At 67.6% G+C, this 22260-nt stretch carries 14 protein-coding genes; 5 read left to right on the plus strand and 9 right to left on the minus strand.

The annotated features are described in order from the left end of the window. Positions 1–56: 56 nt before the first annotated feature. Positions 57–3344 carry an arabinosyltransferase domain-containing protein gene (locus tag ACIGKQ_RS10280; RefSeq protein WP_396573503.1) on the plus strand — a complete coding sequence of 1096 codons (3288 nt, stop codon included), beginning with the start codon at positions 57–59 and terminating at the stop codon, positions 3342–3344. After that, complete coding sequence (locus tag ACIGKQ_RS10285) at positions 3337–6657, plus strand: arabinosyltransferase domain-containing protein (protein WP_396573505.1); 3321 nt, start codon at positions 3337–3339, stop codon at positions 6655–6657. Before ACIGKQ_RS10280 ends, ACIGKQ_RS10285 begins: the two co-directional genes overlap by 8 nt. A gap of 82 nt (positions 6658–6739) precedes the next feature. Here ACIGKQ_RS10285 and ACIGKQ_RS10290 read toward each other — a convergent pair whose 3' ends face one another. Then, positions 6740–10066, minus strand: a complete 3327-nt coding sequence (locus ACIGKQ_RS10290; protein ID WP_396573506.1) for an arabinosyltransferase domain-containing protein — start codon at positions 10064–10066, stop codon at positions 6740–6742. 71 nt (positions 10067–10137) lie between these two features. Between ACIGKQ_RS10290 and aroQ the strand changes: the two genes are divergently transcribed. The 3 genes from aroQ to ACIGKQ_RS10305 all read left to right on the plus strand — a co-directional run bounded on the left by aroQ (position 10138) and on the right by ACIGKQ_RS10305 (position 11545). Further along, a complete protein-coding gene (gene aroQ / locus ACIGKQ_RS10295) occupies positions 10138–10599 on the plus strand; it encodes a type II 3-dehydroquinate dehydratase (RefSeq protein ID WP_235723330.1) in 462 nt (153 codons plus the stop codon). A 168-nt stretch (positions 10600–10767) separates the two neighbouring features. Continuing rightward, complete coding sequence (locus tag ACIGKQ_RS10300) at positions 10768–11220, plus strand: SRPBCC domain-containing protein (RefSeq protein ID WP_396573507.1); 453 nt, start codon at positions 10768–10770, stop codon at positions 11218–11220. Then, positions 11207–11545 (plus strand): ArsR/SmtB family transcription factor, encoded by a 339-nt coding sequence (locus tag ACIGKQ_RS10305; RefSeq protein ID WP_396573508.1) that lies wholly within the window; start codon positions 11207–11209, stop codon positions 11543–11545. Before ACIGKQ_RS10300 ends, ACIGKQ_RS10305 begins: the two co-directional genes overlap by 14 nt. A 50-nt stretch (positions 11546–11595) precedes the next feature. Here ACIGKQ_RS10305 and ACIGKQ_RS10310 read toward each other — a convergent pair whose 3' ends face one another. The 8 genes from ACIGKQ_RS10310 to ACIGKQ_RS10345 all read right to left on the minus strand — a co-directional run bounded on the left by ACIGKQ_RS10310 (position 11596) and on the right by ACIGKQ_RS10345 (position 22225). Then, positions 11596–12354, minus strand: coding sequence for an MBL fold metallo-hydrolase (locus ACIGKQ_RS10310; RefSeq protein WP_396573510.1), 759 nt, complete (start codon positions 12352–12354; stop codon positions 11596–11598). Further along, a complete protein-coding gene (locus ACIGKQ_RS10315; protein WP_396573512.1) occupies positions 12351–14288 on the minus strand; it encodes a galactan 5-O-arabinofuranosyltransferase in 1938 nt (645 codons plus the stop codon). The genes ACIGKQ_RS10310 and ACIGKQ_RS10315 overlap by 4 nt, the downstream gene beginning before the upstream one ends. Positions 14289–14290: 2 nt before the next feature. Next, positions 14291–15052, minus strand: coding sequence for a decaprenylphospho-beta-D-erythro-pentofuranosid-2-ulose 2-reductase (locus ACIGKQ_RS10320; protein ID WP_235723335.1), 762 nt, complete (start codon positions 15050–15052; stop codon positions 14291–14293). Positions 15053–15105: 53 nt separating this feature from the next. Then, positions 15106–16530, minus strand: a complete 1425-nt coding sequence (locus ACIGKQ_RS10325) for an FAD-binding oxidoreductase (protein ID WP_235723336.1) — start codon at positions 16528–16530, stop codon at positions 15106–15108. Between the two features lie 78 nt (positions 16531–16608). Next, positions 16609–18135, minus strand: coding sequence for an acyl-CoA carboxylase subunit beta (locus ACIGKQ_RS10330; RefSeq protein WP_235723337.1), 1527 nt, complete (start codon positions 18133–18135; stop codon positions 16609–16611). A gap of 9 nt (positions 18136–18144) precedes the next feature. Then, positions 18145–19452: a DUF2254 domain-containing protein gene (locus tag ACIGKQ_RS10335; protein WP_235723338.1), complete on the minus strand. Its 1308-nt coding sequence runs from the start codon at positions 19450–19452 to the stop codon at positions 18145–18147. Positions 19453–19461: 9 nt separating this feature from the next. Then, positions 19462–21006: an NAD(P)/FAD-dependent oxidoreductase gene (locus ACIGKQ_RS10340; RefSeq protein WP_235723339.1), complete on the minus strand. Its 1545-nt coding sequence runs from the start codon at positions 21004–21006 to the stop codon at positions 19462–19464. A gap of 7 nt (positions 21007–21013) precedes the next feature. Continuing rightward, a complete protein-coding gene (locus ACIGKQ_RS10345) occupies positions 21014–22225 on the minus strand; it encodes an alpha/beta hydrolase family protein (protein WP_372474992.1) in 1212 nt (403 codons plus the stop codon). Positions 22226–22260: the final 35 nt, after the last annotated feature.

Below are 22260 nucleotides of genomic sequence, written 5' to 3' on the forward strand. Positions count from 1 at the left end.
ATCTCCGCGGAGCGGCTCACGGTACTTTCAGGACTGTCGATTAGGGTCACCGACTGATGACTGAGACTGCCCGACGGCTGCCGGCGCGCACGTGGGCGACGATTGCCACCGTCGCCGGATTCGTGGCGATCCTCGCCGCCGTCCTGACGCCGTTGCTGCCGGTGAACGAGCGCACCGCCGCCATCGACTGGCCCGACCGGGACCTGACGAGCGCCGCGAGCGCGTCGGTGACCGCGCCGCTGGTGGCACAGACACCGGCTGGGCTCGACGTCACGATCGGGTGTGCCACGCTGGCCGCCGCGGCGACCAACGGGCCGACGATGGTGTTGTCGACGATGCCGCCGGCCGGTACCGACGCGTCGGCGAAGGCGCTGTTCGTGACGGCCGCACCGACCGGGGTCGATGTGGTCCTGCGCGGACAGGAGTTGTTGCGCATCCCGTCCGACCGGCTCGCCGACTGCCAGCGGCTACGCATCCGGGCGTCGTTCGACGGCGTCGAGGCGCGCGCTGTCGGCGCCGGCATCGTCGCCACCGCCGACCCGGCCGCCGGTCCGCAGGTCTCCGGCATCTTCACCGACCTCGATCCCGAGACGGTGACCCGCGCGGCCGCCGACGACGGGCTCGCGGTGCACATCGACGTCGACAACCGGTTCGAGTCGTCGCCATCGTGGATCAAACTGCTGGTGATGATCATCGGAGTGCTCGCGGTGATCGTCGCGTTCGTCGCCATCGCCGCCCTCGACGTCGCGCACGGCTATCACCGCCGGATCGGGCGACTCGACCTGCGTCGGCTGTTCGCCCCCCGGATCGCCGACCTCGCGGTCACCGCGGCCCTGGTGATCTGGCATTTCCTCGGCGCGGGATCCTCCGACGACGGCTACATCCTGGCGATGGGCCGCAACGCGTCCGACGCCGGCTACCTCGCCAACTACTACCGTTTCTTCGGCATCCCCGAGGCGCCGTTCGACTGGTATTACGCCTTCTTGTCGCACTGGGAGGCGGTGTCGACGGCCGGTGTGTGGATGCGACTGCCCGCGCTGCTCGCGGGCCTGGCCAGTTGGTTCATCCTCAGCCGGGTCCTGCTGCCCCGACTAGGTGGCGCCGTACGCCGGTCCCAGTGGGCGATGTTCACCGCGGCTGCGGTGTTCGTCGCGTTCTGGATGCCGCTGGCCAGCGGACTGCGCAGCGAAGGCATCATCGTGCTCGGTTCGCTGCTCACCTGGTGGGGGGTGGAGCAGGCGGTGGCCACCCGCCGGATGCTGCCGGCCGCCGGCGCCGCGCTGGCCGCCGGGATGACCCTCGCGTTGGCGCCGCACGGGTTGATCGCGGTCGCGTTGCTCATCGCCGGATCGCGGCCCATGCTGCGCACTGTGCGTCGGCGCCGAGCCGAGAACGGTCTGCTCCCACTGCTCGCTCCGGTCGCCGCGGCGGCGGCCTTGGTGGTGATCGTGGTGTTCCGCGACCAGACCCTCGCCACGGTCGCCGAGGCGGTGCGCGTGCGCTACACCGTCGGGCCCACCCTCGTCTGGTACCAGGAACTGCTGCGGTTCTACTACCTGTCGCTGACCACCCAGGACGGCTCGCTGGTCCGCCGCGTCCCGATGTTGCTGCTGATCGCCGCGGTGTTCGTGACGCTGGCGGTGATGTTGCGGCGCAAACACATCCGCGGAGTCGATCCGGGTCCGGTGTGGCGTGTCATCGGCGCGATCCTGTTGACCGTGCTGCTGCTGTCGTTCACGCCCACCAAGTGGACCGTCCAATTCGGCATCTACGCCGGGGTGGGTGCCGCCATGGCGGCGGTGGCGACGGTGGCAGTCGCCCAGTCGGCGCGGCGCTCGCCGCGCAACCTGTGGATGTACATCGCGGTGCTCATGTTCGCCTGCGCGCTCGCCATGGCGGGGGAGAACGCCTGGGGCTGGGCCTACGACTTCGGCATCTCCTGGTTCGACAAGGCGCCGTCGATCGCCGGCACCCCGCTGTCGTCGATCTTCTTGGTACTCACCGCGCTCGCACTGGCGGTGGCCATCTGGTTCCATCTGCGCATCGACGTGGACGCGGAGAAGGGGAAGGTCCACGACGATCACGCTCCGGTATCGCGCACCCAGTCAGCGGTGTCGTCGGCGCCGATGCTGGTGATCGCGACGCTGGTCGTGATCGTCGAACTGCTGCTGTTCGCCAAGGCCGCAGTGGCGCGGTCGGACACCTACACGACGTTCAGTGCCAACATGCGGGCGCTGACCGGTGACACCTGCGGGATGGCCGACGACGTGCTGGTTGAGGACAACCCGAATCGTGGTGCACTGCAACCGATCGGCACCGACGACATCTCCCGCGCGCTGGCCGGCGAATCCACCGGCTTCGGGCCGGACGGGGTGGCCGGCGACCTGATGCCCGACCCCACCGCGCTCGGCGCCGGTACCATCAACACCTCCGGGGACCTGTCGCGGCCGTTCATCGTCACCGGCGGTGCCCCGGGCACCACCGGCGGTCGCGGCCCCGAGGGAATCAACGGTTCCACCGCCGCACTGCCGTTCGGTCTGTCGGCCGAGACCACCCCCGTGTTGGGTACCTACGGGCACGACAACGGTATCGCCGAGCTGACGTCGATGTGGTACCGACTGCCCGCCCGCGACTCCTCGCCACTGCTGGTGATCACCGCGGCGGGACCGGTGTTCTCGGTCGACGCCGACGGTGTGCCACGCGGCGGCCGCTCGCTGAAGGTACAGTTCGGGCGAGCCGGAGACGGCCCCGACGGCTTCCGCCAGGTCGGTGAGGCATATGTGCCGATCGATCCCGGTCCGGAGCGGCCGAACCGGCCGTGGCGCAACCTGCGCATCCCGATGTCGGCGGTACCCGAGAACGCCACCGCCATGCGGATCAGTGCGATCGACAACAACGTGAGTCCCGATCAATGGCTGGCCATCACCCCGCCTCGGGCACCGCAACTGCAGACCCTGCAGGAAGTGGTGGGCACAGAAACTCCGGTGCTGCTGGATCTCTCGGTGGGCAGCCAATTCCCGTGCCAGCATCCGATGGGAACCCGTCACGGCGTTGCCGAGATCCCCGAATGGCGCATCGTGCCCGACCAGACCACCACCAACTCGAAGTCCAAGACGTGGCAGGCCGCGATCAACGGCGGCATCCTGACCACCCCGGAGGCACTGACACGTGAGGCCACCATGGCGACCTACCTCGACGGCGACTGGTATCGGGACTGGGGAGGTCTGCGACGTCTGACGCCGTTGGTGCCCGAGGCTCAGCCGGCCCGGGTGAGTACCGGGACGTCGTCGACCTGGGGTTGGATGCGCCCGGGTGCGATCAGGGTGGTGGCACAGGATGACTGAGAACGCGCAGGCACGCCGTCCGTCGGCGCGAAAGCTGAAGAACGCCAAGATCGTCGCCGTGGTGGCCGGAGCGATCGGAGTACTGCTGGCGATCCTCGCGCCGTTCCTACCGGTGACCTACACCAAGGCCGAACTGCAGTGGCCGCAGCCCGGCAGTAGCAGCCTGGAGAACGTCGCGGCGCCAAACGTCGCATATGTGCCGGTGTCGATGGACATCTCGGTGCCGTGCGCGCTCGCCTCCGACCTGCCTCCCTCCGGTGGGGTGCTGCTGTCGACGGTCCCCGAGAACGGTGCCGAGGCGAACACCGTCGGCCTGTTCATCCGCGCGACCTCCGACCGCCTGCTGGTGACGCAGCGTAACGCGGTGTTGCTGAACGTCCCCCGCGCCGCCGCAGCGCAGAGCGCGAACTGCCGCATCGTGATCGATTCCGACACCAGCGGAACCCGCGGATCGGTCGAAGGGTTCGTGCCCGCCGACGGAGATCCGGCGACGTTCGACCTCGCCGACCCGAACGCGCGGCCCCAGATCATCGGTGTCTACACCGATCTGCCGGCCGACGCCCCGACCGATGGGCTCTCGTTCACCTCCACCGTGGACACCCGGTTCAGCACCAGCCCGACCCTGCTCAAGGGTCTGGTGCTGATCGTCGGCATCGTGATGACGATCGCCTCGATGGCCGCGCTGGCGGTGCTCGACTCGCGCGACGGGCACCGGTTCGGGTTGGGCCTACCGGCGCGGTGGTGGCGGCCGACCCTGCTCGACGGGGTGATCACCGCAGTGCTGTTCGGTTGGCTGTTCGTCGGCGGCAACACCGCTGATGACGGCTATCAGGTGACCGTCGGGCGTGTGGCGCCCGACGCCGGCTATCTGGACAACTACTACCGCTACTTCGGTGCGCCACAGGACCCGTTCGGCTGGCACTACCGCTATCTGGCGCTGTGGATGGAGGTCAGCACCGCCACCCCGTGGCTGCGGTTGCTGCCGTTGTTGTTCGCGCTCGTCGGCTGGTTCCTGATCAGCCGGTTCGCGCTGCCCCGTCTCGGTCGGGCGGTTCGCACCTCCCGGGCAGCGTATTGGGCGGCGGGACTTGGCTTTTTGGCCGTGTGGCTGCCGTTCAACAATGGACTCCGGGTGGAACCGGCACTGAGCGTGGGCATTCTGCTGACCTGGGTGCTGGTGGAACGCGCCATCGCGACGGGGCGATTCTTCCCACTGACCCTGGCGGTGGTGGCCGCGTGGGCAACCCTGACGATTCACCCGGCTGGCGCGATCGCGATTCTGCCGCTGCTGGCGGCGCTGCGCCCGCTGCTGCGGCGTCTGCGCCGACGCCGCGCCGACGACGGCTTGCTGCCGCTGCTGATGCCGGTACTCGCCTCTGGCCTGGCCGTGCTGTTCCTGATCTTCGTCGATCAGACCCTGGCCACCATCCTCGAAGGCGTTGACGTGCAAGGTGTCGTCGGCCCCACCAACGAATGGTGGACCGAGGCGATGCGCTACTACATCCTGCTTAACCCGACCCCCGACGGGTCGATCGCGCGTCGCGTCGGCATCTTCGTCACCTTCCTCGCCGCCATCATCATCGTGCTCACGTTGCTCAGCAAGCGGCGAGTGCCGGGGGTGGCCACGGCGCCGCTGTGGCGGTTGCTCGCGGTCGCGGCGGGTGCGGTGGCCGTGCTGGCCTTCGTGCCCACCAAGGCCACCCATCAGATGGGTGCTTTCGCTTGTCTCACCGGTGTTCTCGCAGCTGCGGCGACCGTTTTCCTGCGCCCGGAGGTGATGCGGCGGCGCTGCAACCGGACGTTCATCGCCGCCGCGGCGGCCTACGCCCTAGCAGTGGCGTTCGCCGGACGCAACCAGTGGTGGTACGTCGGCAGCTACGGGATCCCGTGGGCCGATGACACCCCCAACGTCGCGGGCATCGGGTTGTTCATCCCGATCCTCGCAGTGGCGGTGGCGCTGACCGTGCTCGGCGTCTGGCAGTACTACCGCGACGACCGGGCGGCCGAGAGCGGTGTGCAGCCGGTGGCCGGTTCGTCGCCGAGCCTGATCCAGCGGATGCCGACGTATTCGCTGGCCATCATCTCCGCTGCCGTATTGCTGTTCAACTTCGTCTCGTTCGCCAAGGCGTATCAGACACAACGCGATTCGTGGTCATGGGCCAGTTCCAACCTGAACGCGATACAGGGTGAGCCGTGCGCACTTGCCGACGCCGTGCTGGTGGAGGCCGATCCCAACGAGGGTCTGCTGACGCCGGCCCGTGTTGCCGGACAGAGTGATCGGTCTCCCGGCGGTGCGCTCGCCGGCGCAGGCACCGGTTCGATGGAAGGATTCGATCCGAACGGGGTCTCCGCGCATCTGGAGAGCGAAGCAGAAGCCGACACCACCGCCAGTGGCGTCGACCGGACCCAGACCGATCCCACCGATGCCCAGTCCGAACCCAGCGGTACGGCGGGATCGGCGGACACCGGGGGCGGCACCACCGCGACCCGCGGGGTCAACGGATCATCGGTGCGGCTGCCGTTCGGTCTGGACCAGAGCCGGGTACCGGTGTTGGGAACCTACGGAACTCCCACCGGGCGTGGGCAACTCACGTCCGACTGGTATCAGTTGCCGGAGCGATCCGATGACACACCGCTGGTCACCATTTCGGTGGCCGGGACCATCGAATACGTCGACGAACTGGCCGTCACCCATCCGGGGCAGAAGCTGCGACTGGAATTCGGTCGCGTCGAATCGGACGGCCGGGTCACCACCGTGGCATCGATGGTGCCGTTGGACATCGGCAACGACCCCGAATGGCGCAACCTGCGGTTCCCGCGGGATCAGGCCCCGCCGCGGGCGTCGGTGGTGCGGATCGTCGCCGAGGACACCTCGGGCAATCCGGCCCAGTGGCTGGCTGTGACACCGCCGCGGGTGACCCCTCTGGTCACCTTGAATTCGCTGGTGGGCAGCGAGGATCCGGTGCTGCTGGACTGGGAGGTCGCCTTCGCCTTCCCATGTCAGCGGCCGGCGACGGTGGTCAATGGTGTGTGGGAGACCCCGCAGTGGCGGATCACGCCCGATGCCGAAGGTGAGCGGGTGAACTCACGGCGCTGGATGGCCGGTGACTACGGTGGTCCGCTCGGCATCGTGGAGAACGAACTGCGGCCCGTGGTGCTGCCGTCGTATCTCCGCAACGGCTGGGCCAAGGACTGGGGCAGCCTGCAGCGGCTCACCCCGCTTCAACCCCAGGTCGACGCCGAGCTCGTACTGACCGAAGAAGACCACGGCGGCCTGTGGACTCCCGGCCCGATGCGCGCGATCAGGAACTGACCCGCCCCCGCCCGGTTTTGTAGTACGAACCTGCGCTTTCCGCACGGTTCGTACTACAAAACCGGGGGGGTGGGGTGAGGGGTCAGTACCGAATCGGCGCCGGACTCCACAGGCCGCTGCGGGTGGCGGTGCCGGTGTCGATGTCGGCGAGGGTGTTCACGTCGCCGTAAGGGGTGTAGCGCTCCAGCGAACCCCAGTCGCGGCCGATGTCACCCTGCAGGTAGGTGGCCATCGCCTCGGGTTGCTGGGACACCTCCAGCCAGCCCAGCGGTCCGCCGCCGTAGGAGTCCTGCCACGCCGACACCGCGGCGGCGAGGTCGGCGCCCGGTTTGATCCGCCACTGTGGGATCTCGGCGACCCCGTTGGCGTGGGAGAACGGACGCTGACAGGGGAACACCAGGCCGGAGGTCCAGTCCACATGCACCGGGTCTTCCCGGCCGACGACGTCCTGCAGCGTCTGCATCTCCGGCAGCCGCGGCGGGGTCACCACGATGAAGCGGTCCGATGACAGGTTGTCGTCGGTGGCGACGATGCGCACCGCGGTCGCATCCGACGGCAACGAGTCGGTGGTGACGCGGACATTGCGCCACGACGGACGCGGGCCCGGGTCGATCAGTTCGGTTTCGCCTTCTGCCTGAAGCTCGGCGTCCCGCGTACCCGGATCGATCGGATCGGTGGTGTACTCCAGCAGCAGGTTCGGGTTGTCGTAGAGCCCGGCGACCGAGAAGGTCAGCAGCGGGTTGTCGGCGAAGTCGGCGGGCAGCGCGTACCAGGCGGAGGTGAGCCGGGCCGGCACCTGATCGGTGGTCGAGTAGCTGCCCATCACCGGGGTGGTGGCCGGATCGAGGAAGAACGGCAGCTCGGCGAAACTGCCGTTCACCCCGGCCTGCGACGTGACGCCGCCACCGGTGCCGCCGGTGTTGGCGGTGAGCACGTCGGGTGAGTCTGTCGCATTGCCCGCCAGCACGCCCAGCGACCCCTCGCTGGCGGTGGTCTCCAGATCGACCGGCACGCCATTGGCGGTGAACCCGGTGGTGGCCGGGCGGGTACCGTCCGGTGGCGCCGTCGCCGGACCCGCGAGGGGGTCGGCGATGGAGCCGTCGACCGGTTGCAGCAAGAACCGGCTCGGGTCGGTTTCCACCCACACCTTGTCGGCCATCCCGCACTCCTGGCCGGTGAGGGCCTCCAGATTCGCACGCGGCACCGAGTACGACGAACTCTGCTGGATTCCCGCGAACATGGCGGTGACCAGAGCGAACACCACGACGGCAGCGGAGACGAAGGCGAGTGGCGCGGATGCGAGCAGCGCCCACATCCGGCGGTACCAGGCTCTGTCGGTATCGGTCGTCGGGTCGTCGGCCGGGTCGGTGCCGGTGAACGGTTCGCGGAAGTGGAACCAGAGCGCGAGCAGCAGCAGGAGCAGCGCGGCATAGAGCAGCAGGCTCGCGAGGTTCACTCCGAAGCTCACCTGCGTGACGCCCCACGGCATACCCCATGCCGAGGAGTAGTAGAAGGAGTTCGGCGCGGTGAATGCGAGGCCGGCGACGAACAAAACGAGCGCGGCGAACAACGTCCGGTTGCGCCGCGAATGCATGGCCTGATGTCCGACGGCGATCGCGGCCAGCGCGGCCAGGGCCGCGGCGAGACCGGCGAAAACCCCGAAGTGGTGGGTCCACTTGGTGGGCGTGAACATCAGGAACACCAGCGAGGCGAAGGTGATCCCGACGATCCGGCGCGACGGTCCCAGCGCGGTGCCGGGGATACGGGAGCGCCGGATCAGCATTGCCGCGGACACCACCAGCGACAGGATCATGGTGAGCACCGCGAATCGGCGGTCGATGGAGCCGTCGGCGGAGAACGCGAACAACGACGAGTAGCGGTTGATCTCGTTGTACCAGTGCATCGACGGCCCAAGTGCCGACTTCATCTGCGAGGCCTCGACGAACGACCGCAGCGTGAGATTGGAGAACACCACAAAGATCACGAAGGTGCCGGCGGCGACGATGGGGGCGAGCAACGCCACATAAGACCATCGACCACCACCGATCACTTTGGCGCGCTTGATCAGGGCCAGGATCATCGGTCGGGCGCCGGCGATCAGTGCGGCGACCGCGAGCAGGCCGGTGGGTCCGGCGGCGAGACTGAATGCGCCGATCAGACAGGCGACGGCAGCCGGCAGCATGCGGCCGGTGGCGATTGCCCGTTCCACCGAACACCAGGTGAGCAGCGCACCGAGACAGATGATCGGCTCGGGGCGCAGCCCGTTGTTGAACGGGAACCAGGAGATGAGGAAGACGAAGGCGGCTGTCCAGCCCACCGACGGACGGGTGATGGCGGCGCGCCCGAGTCGCGGCAACACCTCGTGGCTGACGATCAGCCACACACCGATGCCACACAAGAGTGCCGGCAGGCGCATCCATGGGCTGGCCACGCTGATGTGGCTGAGCCAGCCGAACACTTGGTAGTACCAGCCGAACGGCGCCTCGGGCGCCCCGAACCAGCGGAAGTAGTTGGCGGTGTAGTCGGTGTCCTGCGCCACCCGCGACATCGTCAGCAGGTAGCCGTCGTCGGAAGTGTTGGGACCGATCATATGCCACACCACCAGCGCGCCGATGACCACATAGTCGCGGGCGTTGAGGTGCCACCACCGCGCCGGCAGGATCCGTCGGTGCCGTCGGCCGTCGGTGGAATCGAGAACTGCGAGCGCGGCCAGCGACAGCAGGGTGGCGATGATCCCGATGACGAGCACCGCCCACTTCAGGATCGTCGGCGCGGTGGAGTAACGCGAGTCGATCGTGACGTGCGCGTCCAGCCCGGGCAGGCTGGCGACCGGGCCGTCGAGGTCGGTGAACAACCCGGTGACCTGCGGGCGCTGGTCGGCATCGTAAGTGTCGGACTCGCGGCCCGCGGTAGTGCCGTCGAGCGGTTCGCCGTCGTCGGTGCGCATCCCGACGAACTCGGCCGAGACGGTCTCGGCGTCGGCGTGCACCGAGATCTCGCGGCAGTCCTGACCGCGGATGTCCTCCAGCGTCGCCGCCACCAGTGGCATGTTGCGGATGACCACCTCGACGGTCTGCCGCGAGGCGGGATCGCCGGGCTGCCCGGTCTTGCGGATGAACAACCCGCGCTCGCCGGATTTCTCCGCCTGCTTCGGCGTCGTCGACAACAGCACGGACTCGCCGTCGCCGAGCTGCTCCACTGCACTGCACGGCACCCGAACATCCAGATCGATGGGAACGTAGCTGATCAGCGGTGCCGCGACCGACTCGACCTGCTCGCCCTGGGGCCAGGAGATCTGGGCGGTCGTCTGATGAACCGGCATCAGTGGCGTTGCGAGTGCCATCAGGAATCCGAGCAGTCCGGTGATGATGGCGACGACCCTGGCGCGTCTTACCGTCTGCGATGGCACAAAGAGAGATGGTAACGGTTGGGCTTGCGCGTCCCGTTTCGGCCGAAGGTCGCTGAACTATGGTGGGTGCCATGCCTGACTCCGCCACCGGCCCGGAACCGTTGCCGATTCTGCTGCTCAACGGCCCCAATCTGAACACCTTGGGCGTCCGGCAGCCGGAGGTCTACGGTGCGGCCACCCTCGACGACGTCGTCGCGCTGGCGGAGCGGACCGCAGCCGAACTCGGCTACGGATTGCGGGCGGCGCAGACCAATCACGAGGGTCAGATGATCGACTGGTTGCACGAGGCGCGTGGTCAGATCAGTGGGATCGTGATCAACCCGGCCGCTTGGACGCACACCTCGGTGGCACTCGCCGATGCCCTCGTGATACCCGAGGTGCCGATCATGGAGGTGCACATCAGCAATGTGCACAAGCGTGAGGCGTTTCGCCATCACTCCTATGTGTCGCCGCTTGCGTCCGGGGTGATCGCCGGATTCGGTATCCGTGGTTACGAATTCGCGATAAGGCAACTAGTCGACGTGCTCGGCTGAGGGCTCAGCGCTCTTCCCCCGGGTATCGCTTCATCGCCCCACTGCCGCAGGCGGATGAAGCGATACCCGGGGGACGAACCGCGTGGCGACAGAAATGCAACCTTGGGGTTGCAGACGGTCGGTGCGATGTGCAATCCTTGGGTTGCAGATAAAACCTGAGAGGACACCATGATGGACACCGAGTACGACCGCATCGAACGTGAGATCACCATCGACGCATCCCCGCAGCGGGTCTGGGAGTTGGTGAGTGAGCCCGGCTGGTACATCAATGACCAGCGCATCGTCGACCATCAGGTCGAATACGACGGTGAGATCGCCTATGTCACCGATCCGACCCACGGGCGCTTCGCCTTCCGGACCGTGCATCTCGATGAGCCGTCGTATGCGGCGTTTCGCTGGCACATCGACGCAGACGACCCGTCGAGCTCATCCACGCTGGTCGAATTCTGGCTGACTCCGGCCGATTCGGGAGTATTGCTGAAGGTCGCCGAATCGGGATTCGCATCGCTGTCCGAGCCGGAGGCCGATCAACGTTCCCGATTCGACGATCACTCCCAGGGCTGGCGACTCGAACTGGAGCTGGCCCATGTGCACTTCACCGGGGCCGATGCCCGTGCCTGACGCCGAGACGCAGGCGCCGGTCGAGTTGTTCGCCGCGCTCGCCGACGACAGCCGGTGGCAGATTCTCGTCGAACTCTCCCGCGCCCCGGCCTCGGCGTCGGCGCTGGCCGACCGATTGCCGATCAGCCGACAGGCCATCGCCAAACACCTGCGAGTACTCACCGACGTCGGGCTCGTCGCGGCCGCGAAGGTCGGTCGCGAGGTGCGCTACGAGCCGGTGGGCGCGCGACTGAGTCAGGTGGCGCGCCAACTCGACGCCATCGCCCGCGGTTGGGACCGCCGACTCGAGCGGATCAAGTCGCTCGCCGAAGACGCGAATCGGTAGTACGAACCGCCGCCTCGCGGCTGTTGGTACTACGAAATCGTGAGGGAGGCTCAGGAGATGTCGAGCGCGCGGCGCGCGGCCTCGGCGACCGGACCGTTGTGCCGGGGGCCGTGCCCGGGGAACAGGACCGTGGCGTCGAGCGAGGTGAACGATTCCACGGTGCGTCGCGCGGTGGCCTCATCGTGTGCGAATGCGTGCTCGATGCATTGCGGACCGGTCACCGTCGAGATCGGGTGGCCGCTCACCATGGCGTCCCCGCACACGAGCACCGCGTCGTCGGCGACGAGGTAGGCGCTGTGACCGTCGGTGTGACCGTACGCGGCCACCGGGTTCGGAGCGCCCGGCAGGTCCAGCGGCGACGGGAACGGCTCGGCCTCGAGGCCCGTGCGGCTCAACGCTCCCAGCGGCAACACCATCGACAGCCAGTGCAGCACCCGAGGTCGGTAGGAGATCGGCACGATGTCAGCCGGACCCGCCTGCTGCAGGTATTCGCGGCGGGCATGGGCGACCTCCACCGGATCGCAGTAGACGTCGAATCCGTAACGCGCGCTCAGCGTCACCAGCCCGCCGAGATGGTCGACGTGTGCGTGGGTGAGCACCGCACCCCGGATGTCCTCGGGACGACGGCCGATGGCCCGCACCGACTCCTCGACCGCAGATGCCTGACCTGGATAGCCGCCGTCGATGAGGGTCAGATCCGAGCCCTCCTGCAGCAGTATCCAATTCACCACGTCGGTATGCACCAGAAACGCTGTCGACGATCCGGCGTCCACCCGACTGATCTGCATCGGTCTGCGTCCGAACTTCATCGACGCACCACCACCACGAAAGGTCCCACCTCGGTCACCCCGAACCTCGGGTCGGCGAACACGGCCGGATCGAATGTCACCGTGTACCGCTTGACGTTCGGGTCATTGGGGTAGACGTCCTCGGCCAGCCGCAGCGTGTAACCCTCAGCGGCATAGCGGAACAGGAACGCATTGGGTGGAGTCCACGGCGAACGGTCCAGCCGTCGGATGAGTTGGTCGGGGGTCTCGGCGTCGGCCCATCGTTCGATGGCGGCGGCGCGTTTGTCGAACTCGGCCAAGGGGTTCGCGTAGTGCGAGGTGAGTCCCTGGAAGCCCCAGTACGGATAGATCGACAGGAAGCCGTAGTCGGCGGTCAGCACCACGTTCTGATCGGCGGTCCGGCCGGTCTGCTTGCGGATCAACCGATGGATCTCCGGGTAGTACGACTCGGCGCCTGCGGGACGTTGATCGGCGCGTTCGCCGCGACCGTCGGTGTCGGTGTAGGCGGTGGTGATCTCCCCGGACAGATGACCCGGGATGCCTTGCGCGAGCGCGATGGCCGAGACCGCCGCGATCGCACCGATCGCGAAGCGGACATCGCCGAACTTGCCCACCGCCCAGCGCGACAGATCCGCGATACCGAGCACCCCGGCCGCCGACAACGCGCCGTACAGCAGGGGATCGAGCCGGAACGACAGCAGCGTGCTGCCGCCGGCGGTGCGCAACATCGACAGCAGACAGAACAGGTAGATCGTCACGACGGTGATGAACAGCGCAAGCGCGACGGTGCGCTGTCGGAACCGCAGCAGCAGCCAGACCAGGCCGATCAGAGTGACCAGACCCATCAGGGAGAAGTTGAAGAATGGCAGCGGCAGGACAGCGCCACGATCGGGCAGATAGTGTTCGGCAGTGCCGCCGCTGGCGGGCTCGCTGGTCGCCCGCGCCCACAAATACGGGGCCCACACCACCAGGGCGATGAGGCCGGAGATGACGCCCATCGCGACCAGTCGACCCAGGATCGCGAGGATCACTCCTCTTCGCCGGCCGGTCACGGTGGCGCTGGGCACCGCCTTGTTGCCGGCCGAAACCCAGCCGACCACACAGAGATACAGAGCCATGACGATCGCGCTGAGCGCGAACAGCCCGGTGTAGAGCGTGTAGCAGGTGGCGCTGATGCCGAGGAACACACCGGAGCCGATCACCGCAGGCCAACTCGTGCCGCGGCGGAGGCCGCCCACGGGGCCGTCGGCGAGCCGTGATCTGCCGCGCAACCCGTACAACATCGGGATCAGCATCGGGACGCCGAGTATCACCAGAATCGCCGCATACGGTTCCGGTGACGCCCACATCACCGTGACCAGCGTGATGACCAGGGCGATCGGGATTCCCCGCATCGCGCCCACCATCCGCGTCCACAGCAGTATCGCCACGGCCGCGGCCGCCGCCATCGAAATGATGGCCCACGGTTTGTAGGCCTCCCACCCGGGCAGTCCCTCGATGTTGGCGAACCGGCCACCCCACCAGAACCACCCGGCCGGGTAATAGGGCGGCAGATCCAGATAGGTCATGTCCGCCAGCCGTGGGCTGCTGGTCATCCGGGTGAGGTACTCGGTGCGGAACTGCTGATCCACCGAGAGACCGAACAGGTAGAGCTTCGTGGCGCCCAACGGCATACCCAGGGTGACGGTCACCATCCCGGCGGATGCGGCCACCGACAGCAGGCCGGTCAACCAGCGTGGTCTGCCGTAACGATCCAGGAGAACGGCGACGACGAGCACCGCGACCGCGAACACCTGCCCGACGGTGGTCAGTGCGCGGGTCACATTGGAGGAGTTGAACGCGGGCCAGTCGACGCCCGCGATGACTTTCAGCCCCACGAACGCGATGAGCGCACCCAGCAGCGCGGCAGCGACGAGTGCGCCGACGTCGCGGGCGCGGCGAACGGCGGTGCTCACGATCAGATCGGTAGTCGACGGAAGATCGGGCGCGGGATGTGCCGCAGGATCATCATGACGAAGCGGAACGGCGCCGGAGCCCAGACGATCTCCTTGCCCTTGTCGGCGGCCGCGACCACCATGCGGCCGACGTCCTCCTTGTTCACCGTCATCGGAGCTTCGTCGACATGGGCCGACAGCCTGGTGCGGACCTGGCCGGGCCGAACGACGAGGACGCGAGGACCGAACGGCCGCAACGCATCGCCGAGGCCGAGGTAGAAACCGTCGAGTCCGGCCTTGGTGGAGCCGTAGACGAAGTTGCTGCGCCGCACACGTTCTCCGGCCACCGAGCTCATCGCGATGATCTGGCCCGAGCCTTGTGCGCGCATCTTCTCACCGAGCAGCACACCCACCGAGACCGCCGCGGTGTAGTTGATGGCGACCTCGGTGACCGCACCCTTCTGGTCCTGCCACACCTTTTCGTCGTCGAACTGCACACCGAAGGCGACGATCGCCACGTCGATGTCACCGCCGGCGAAGGCCTTGTCGATCACCGCGGGGTGGGTGTCGGGCGCGAGTGCGTCGAAGTCGATCAACTCGACGTCGGTGGCGCCGGCCGTCCGCATCTTCTCGACCGCGGCATCGGAGGTGGGATCGCCCGGGACGGTGGCCAGCACCAGTCGGGCGGGCCCCTTCTTGAGGTACTCCTCGGCGATCGCCAGCCCGATCTCGGAACTGCCGCCGAGGATCAGGATGGATTGGGGTGCGCCGACGGCGTTGATCATGGTGCCCTTTCGGTGTTCGTGAGCAGGTCGTGGGAAGTTCGGGAAGGTGGTCGTCAGACGAGTTCGAGGCGACGACCCATGTCGGACATGAAGACTCCGGTCGGGTCGATCCGCCGCCGAACCGCAGTCCACTCGTCGATTCGCGGGTACATCGCGTGGAAATTCTGCGCGGACGTCCGCGAGTCCTTGGCCGTGTAGAGGCGGCCACCCATCTCCATCACCCGCCGGTCCAGGTCGTTGAGGAACTCCGCGAGACCCTTCTTGACCGGGAAGTCGAGGCAGACGTTCCACCCCTTGAACGGGAAGCTCAGCGGCGCCTTGTTCCCTTCGCCGAACAGTTTGATCACGTTGAGGAAACTCACGTGCCCGGAGGCCTGGATGTCGACGATGAGCTGCTTGAAGTCCTTCTCGTTGCCGGTCGGCACGATGAACTGGTACTGCGTGAATCCGCCACCGCGGCCGTAGGCGTTGTTCCAGTTCCCGACGACGTCGAGCATGTGATAGAACTGCGCCAAATTCTTGATCTGGCCCATCTTGTTCGAACCCATGCGGTAGTAAGCCTCACCCACCAGCGCGAAGTCGAACTTGTTGGCCAGCCCGCGCGGAAACACATCCGGAAGCGAGATCAGCGGCTTGCTCTTGAACGCCAGCGGGTCCTTGCGGTACTTGGCCGGCAGGTCGTCGAGGGTTGCGAGATTGCCGCGACTGAACGACCCGCGGCCGAGTTTCGGTGACCCGCTGATGGTGTCGAACCATCCCGACGCGTACTCGAAGCCGTCCTCGTAACGCTGTTCGAGGTGCAGGTCGATCGTCTCGTCGAGGGTGTTAGTGGTGAACGTGTCGGCGAGGAACAGGGCACTCTCGGTGCGCTTCATCGCGATCTTGGCACGCAGGATGATGCCGGTGAGGCCGATGCCGGCCACGGTCGCCCAGAACAGCTCGCCGTCCGGGTCGTCGGAGGAGCCCTCTGGAGTCAGGATCATCACCCGGCCGTCGGCGACGAGCAGATGCATCTCGACGACGTGGTTGCCGAAGCTCCCCGCGCTGTGGTGGTTCTTGCCGTGGATGTCGTGGGCGATCGCGCCTCCGACGGTGACCTGCCGGGTGCCCGGCAGCACGGGGACCCAGAGTCCGAACGGCAGAGCCGCGGCCATGAGGGCGTCGAGAGACAGCCCGGCGTCGACATCGGCGATCGCGGTGTCCGGGTCGATCGAGTAGATCCGCGTCAGCGGCGTCATGTCGACGGTGAGGCCACCGCTGTTCTGGCCGGATTCGTTATAGGAACGACCCAACCCGCGAGCGATCACCCCGCGCTTGAGATAGTCCGGTTTGTCCGCATTTTCGTCGGCCACGCGCGCAACAGCTTCCGCGATGACCTCGGGATATGGCGTTGAGAGCACGTGCCCGACGGTCGGGGTGGTCCGGGACCACCCCACCAGCTTGCGGGTCTCGATCGGCAACAACTCGTGAGTAGACATCGCACATGAGGGTACCTGTCCGCTCGGACGGTCGGATCGCGATGAGAAACACCTGGTCGCGGAGTCGAGGAAGCGATCTCATCGCGCCCGGTGCAGCGTCTGCGCGACGATGTCGCGCGTATCCGCCGGATCGATCACATCGTCGATCTCGAACACCCGCGCGGCGTTGAGAGCCTTGGCGTGCTCACGCATCGCATCGGTGCTCGTGCGGACGAGTTCTTCGCGTTCGGCCTCCGGAAGCGCGGCGAGCTGCTTGGCCATCGACAGTCGCACCGCGCCCTCGAGACCCATCGGGCCCAGATGGGCCTGCGGCCAGGCCACCGTGAGGACGGGGCGGTGCGTGTCACCGCCGAGCATCGCCTGGGCGCCGAGGCCGTAGCCGCGCCGCAGGACGACGCCGATCAACGGCTGGGTGAACTGTGACCCGACGTTGACCATCCGAGATGCGGTCCGCACCAGACCGGTGCGTTCGGCCTCGGGCCCGACCATGAACCCGGGCGTGTCGACGAGACTGAGGAGCGGGATGCCCCACCGCTCGCACAGTTCGAGGAAGTCGGCGGCTTTGGCCGCGGCATCCGAGGTGAGCGCACCCGCGAGATGGGTGGACTGATTGGCCATTACCCCGATCGGCATGCCCTCGATCCGGGCGAGAGCAGTGACCAGTTCCGGAGCCCACCGCTCGCGCAGCCAGAGCGCCGTCCCCGTGTCGACGACGGTCTCGACGATCGGCCGGACGTCGAACGCCTCACGATCGTTGGCGGGCAGGGCGTCGCGCAGCACTGTCTGATCGTCGACGACGACCTCGACCGGGCCGCCCGGTGCAGTCATGCCGAGCAACTGCCGCACGACCGCGACGGCCTCGGCTTCGTCGTCGACCAGGATGTCGATGACCCCGTTGGCTGCCTGCTCCTCGGCAGGTCCGATGTCCTCGGCGGCCACCTGACCGAGTCCGCCGCCCGCGATCATCGCCGGGCCGGCCATGCCGAGATTGGCGTCCGGGGTGGCCACCCGGATGTCCGCCGACCCGGCCAGGACCGCGTTGCCCGCGAAACAGCGGCCGGACACCACCGCGATCCGCGGTGCCACCTCGCCGAGCGCGCCCCACATCCGGAACGAACCCACATCCAGCGCCGACACCACCGGATAGTCGGTGTCGCCGGGGCGCCCGCCGCCACCCTCGGTGAAGAACACCGCCGGCAGCCGCAATCGGGTGGCGACGTCGATCAGCCGGTCGGTCTTGTGATGACCGCGCATGCCCTGGGTGCCGGCCTGCACCATCCAGTCGTAACTGATCACCAGACAGGCGCGGCCGCCGACGGTGGCGGTGCCGCCGATCAACCCGTCGGCCGGGGTGTCGAGCACCAGGTCCATTAGGTCTCGACGTTGTTCCTGTGCGGCGGTGGCGAACTGGCCGTACTCGATCAGCGAATCGGCATCGATCAGGTCGGCGATGTTCTCCCGCGCGGTGCGACGTCCGGCTACATGACGGCGGGCCACCTTGTCCGTGCGCGCGGCATCGCTCGTCAGGTGCCGGCGTGCGCGGAGCTCGTCGAGACCTGAGGCGGGAACAGCCGGTTCGGTGAGGCGGTCCGGGTCACTCGTCACGATGCTCCTTCATCTCGCGCTCTCTGACGCGCCGATCGCCGACCGCGCCTGTTCGATCTCACGTCGGCAGAAATCCACGTTGACGCTATCGTCGGTGCGCTCGAGTGCATCGTCGATCAGGCCGAGATGATGCAGGACGTGGTCACGCACATCGGAATCCACCGCCGCCACCCCGATCCGACGTGCGAGCAGGATGGCCGCGGTCATCGCGATCGGCGCATCGAGTGCGTAGGTGCGCACCGCTCCGAACACGTCGTCGAGCAACTCCTGCATGGGTAGACGGGTCACGAGCAGGCGCACGGTGCCCTTGTCGTCGACGCGCCCGAGGTCGGGCGCGTGGCGGCGGGCCAACGGGACGAGCCCGGCGGCGAGCTCGTTGAGCGCGTTGTGCGCAGTGTAGGGATCATTCGTGCCCGGGGACAGGGCGCGTACGGCCATCTCGGTGAGTTGCTGAACCGCGAACTGGATGTCCTGGTACGGCGTTCGCGTCTCGCCGAGGTCGATACCGGCCCGAACCGCTTCGGTCGCGGCCGCGATCACCTCGTCGTTGCGATCGGCACCGTGGATGTGGGCGAGCACCTCGCCGTCGACCAGGTGATCGCCGGGGCGGACCTCCATTGCCAACAGACAGTCCTGCTCGCGCGCGGTACCCAGCAGTGCGGTCTCGTCGATGCCGATGATGAATCCCGAACCCGTTGCCGTGACAGGTGTCCCACCTTTCGGCGTCGGCGCGGGGACTGCGTTGTCGGGTGCGGGATCGGGATAGAGTTCGGCGACCACGGCGTCGAGTTCGGACCGCACGCGTGCCGAGAGTGTGGACACCTGGATCGACGACGCGATGTGGTTGATGAAGTACACCAGCACCAGGACGTCGACCACGGCCAACCCCACGGCCACGTTGACCGCGATGTCGGGGACGAAGGTGGTGTCCACGGTCGGTCCGGCTGTGATGGCGCGCAACACCATCAGCGCATACAGGAAGGTGGCGCCGAACATACCGAGCACGAACTGGTTGCCGCGGTCGTTCATGAAATTGCGCACCAGTCGCGGCCCGTACGTGGAGCTCGCGGTCGCGAGTACCGAGATGGTGATGGAGAACGAGGTCGCTGCAACCCCGAGCATCGACCCGCCGATCGCACCGAGAAGGTCGCGACCGCCGCTGGCACCGACCCGGACGAAGAAGCCGCCCTCCCAGCCGGGGGTGGTGTCGGCCAGTGAGCGGTCGACCGCGACGAGGACCTGTGCGAGCACGATCGCCGACAGCCCCATCACCAGCGGAAGGAACCAGAACACGTCCCGTAGACGCGTCAACCGCATCCGCATGCGCTACCCGCCCAGCACTTTGCGGGCGGCGTTGCGGCCGGGTATCCCGCTCACCCCGCCACCACGTCGAGCGCCGGCGCCGCACAGCAGCAGGCGTGGATGCGGCGTCTCCACGCCCCACGTGCCCACCTCGGTGTCGGATTCGGCCCACGGCCACTGCAGGCTGCGATGGAAGATGTTGCCGCCGGGTAGCCCCAGGGTGTCCTCGAGGTCTTGGGGGGTCTTGACCTCGACACATGGCCTGCCCTCGACGTCGTGGGCGATGACGTTCTGGATGGGTTCGGCCAGTACGGAATTCAGCGAGGCGAGGGTGGCGCCCACCGCATGCTCGACGGCTCCGGGGGAATCGAACACCTCCGGCGGCGTGTGCAGCCCGAACAGCGTGAGGGTGTGGTGTCCGGCCAGCTCGGGACCCAAAATCGACGCGTCCGACAAGGTGTGGCAGTAGATCTCGCACGGCGGGAGATCAGGCATCTGCCCGCGCTCAGCCTGCCGGAATGCGGTGCGCAGCTGAGTCGCGGACTCGTTGATGTGAAAGGTGCCGGAAAACGCCGCATCGGGCGAGACCGAACCGTCCCGCAGCCGCGGCAGTCGGTCGAGGAGCAGGTTGATCTTCAGTTGCGCACCGCGGGTCTCGGACTCGGTGGGGATGGGGTCGTCGAGCAGCTCGTTGACCACCGACGGCGCGCACGCGGCGTACAGCATGCTCGCCGACACCCGGCCGTCGGAGAGTTCGACGGTACCGTCGGTCGGGTCGACGCCGAGAACCTGAACACCCGTGCGGATCTCGGCGCCTGCGGCAGCCGCCGCCTGATACAGGGCGCCTGACACGGCGCCCATCCCGCCGACCGGGACATCCCAGTCGCCGGTGCCGCCACCGATCACGTGGTACAGGAAGCAGATGTTTTGCCGCATCGACGGATCGTCGAGGTCGGCGAAGGTGCCGATCAGACCGTCGGTGGCGGCGATCCCACGCACCACGTCGTCATCGAAGTACTGTTCGAGCAGTGTTCCGAGCGGCTCGGTGGTGAGTGTTTCCCAGAACTCGGCCTCGCTGGAATCGGTGCCGATGACCAGGTCGTGCATCTCGGCGCCCGAGCGCAACGGCTCCAGCATCGTCGGGAAGATGCGTGCGGCGATGGTGCCGACTCGGGTGTAGAACGATTGCCAGGCAGTGAACACGGTATCCGAACCGGTTGCACGGTGGAAGGATTCGGCGGTGGCGGTGAGGTCGCCGTGGTCGACGAGCACGCCGATCGACGGGTCGGTGGGCAGCGGTGTGTAGGAGGCGTGGCGTCGGCGGATGAGTCGGATGTCCACCCCCAAGTCAGCCATGATCTGTTGCGGTAACAGCGACACGAGGTAGGAATACCGCGACAATTGCGCGGGCCGGCCCGCGAACGGCATCGCCGACACCGTCGCACCACCGACATGATCGGCCTTCTCCAGCACCAGAACCGACCTTCCGGCGTCGGCGAGGTAGGCCGCGGCGGTCAGCCCGTTGTGGCCGGCGCCGATGATGATGTCGTCGTAGTGTGCGGTAGGCACGTGGTGTTCACCTCATGATCCGGGACAGGAATGGGGTCGAGTCGGGCATGGACGCCAGCACTGTGCCGGAATGGTCCTCGGTCGGGTACACGTGCAACTCCACGGGTTGATCGGCGGCGCGCATCTGCGCGTAGAGCGAAAGCGCGGACGGTGCAGGTACATCCGTGTCCAACAGGCCCTGACCAAGGAAGATCGGCCGGTCGTAGCCGTCGTACGGCGTGCCCATGTACTCGGCGAGTCCCGCACGCACACCGGGGATGCCGGCCAACGGCGCGCGGAACAGGGTGCGCAGATCCACGCCGGTCATCACGTCGGCCATCTCCGTGTAGCACAGTGTGCGGGCCTTGGCGACCAGCTCGGCGCCGCGCGGGGTGAGCGCCGACCGCACGTCGAGGTCCGGTCGGGCCTCGCTGAACCCGGCGAGAATGTAGGCGGTGTAGGTGTTGAGGCCCGCCGGCAACGTGACAGGCGGGAAGTCCGGCCCGCCGAGCGCGATGATCTGCTCGATGTTGGCCGGTGTGCCCGTGGCCACCACGCCGCGATAGTCCAGCCCGGAGCCCCGCGACAACGCGGTGGCCTGGTGTGCGCCGTTGAGCGCCGCGCCCGCGCCCTGGGACTGCCCGACGATCGCCCATCGCGTGCTCAGCGGCAGCCCCATCTGCTGGGCAGCCTGCACCGAGTCGACGATCGAGTGGGCCTCGGAGTCGCCGTTGAGGTAACTCATCAGGCCCGGCGTGCCCAGGCCGACGTAGTCGGTGGATACGATCGCGTACCCCTGTTCCAGCCAGTGCGACAGATACGCCGAATCCCGATCGCTGCGCGGCAGTGCCGATGGTGTGCACCCGTCGCCCAGACCCGTGGTGCCGTGTGCCCACGCGATCACCGGCCATCCACCGGGCGGTGGGGAGCCCTTCGGGAGGAACACGGCACCGGTGCTGGTGGCCGGGCGGCCATGCTGATCCGGTGTCGCGTAGTGGATTCGGTAGGCCTGCCCGGCGGCGGGCAGGCTCAGCTCGGTGGCGAGCGGGACCTGCGAGATCAGGGTCCCCGCGCGGTGGGGGATCGGTCCGGCGTAGTCGCGCACATCCAAACCCGACCAGTTCGGTGCCGGCGTGGCGGCAGGATCGGCGGTGGCGGGGGACGGTGCCGACAACGCCGCAACGGCGGTGGCCAGCACCAGGAACATCGTCGCAGCACCACGCCGCAGCCGTCGAGACATCATGACTGCCGAGCCTAGTGCGTCTTGCTCACCGC

This window comes from Gordonia sp. NPDC062954, from assembly GCF_044543825.1.
Taxonomy (GTDB): Bacteria; Actinomycetota; Actinomycetes; order Mycobacteriales; family Mycobacteriaceae; genus Gordonia; species Gordonia tangerina.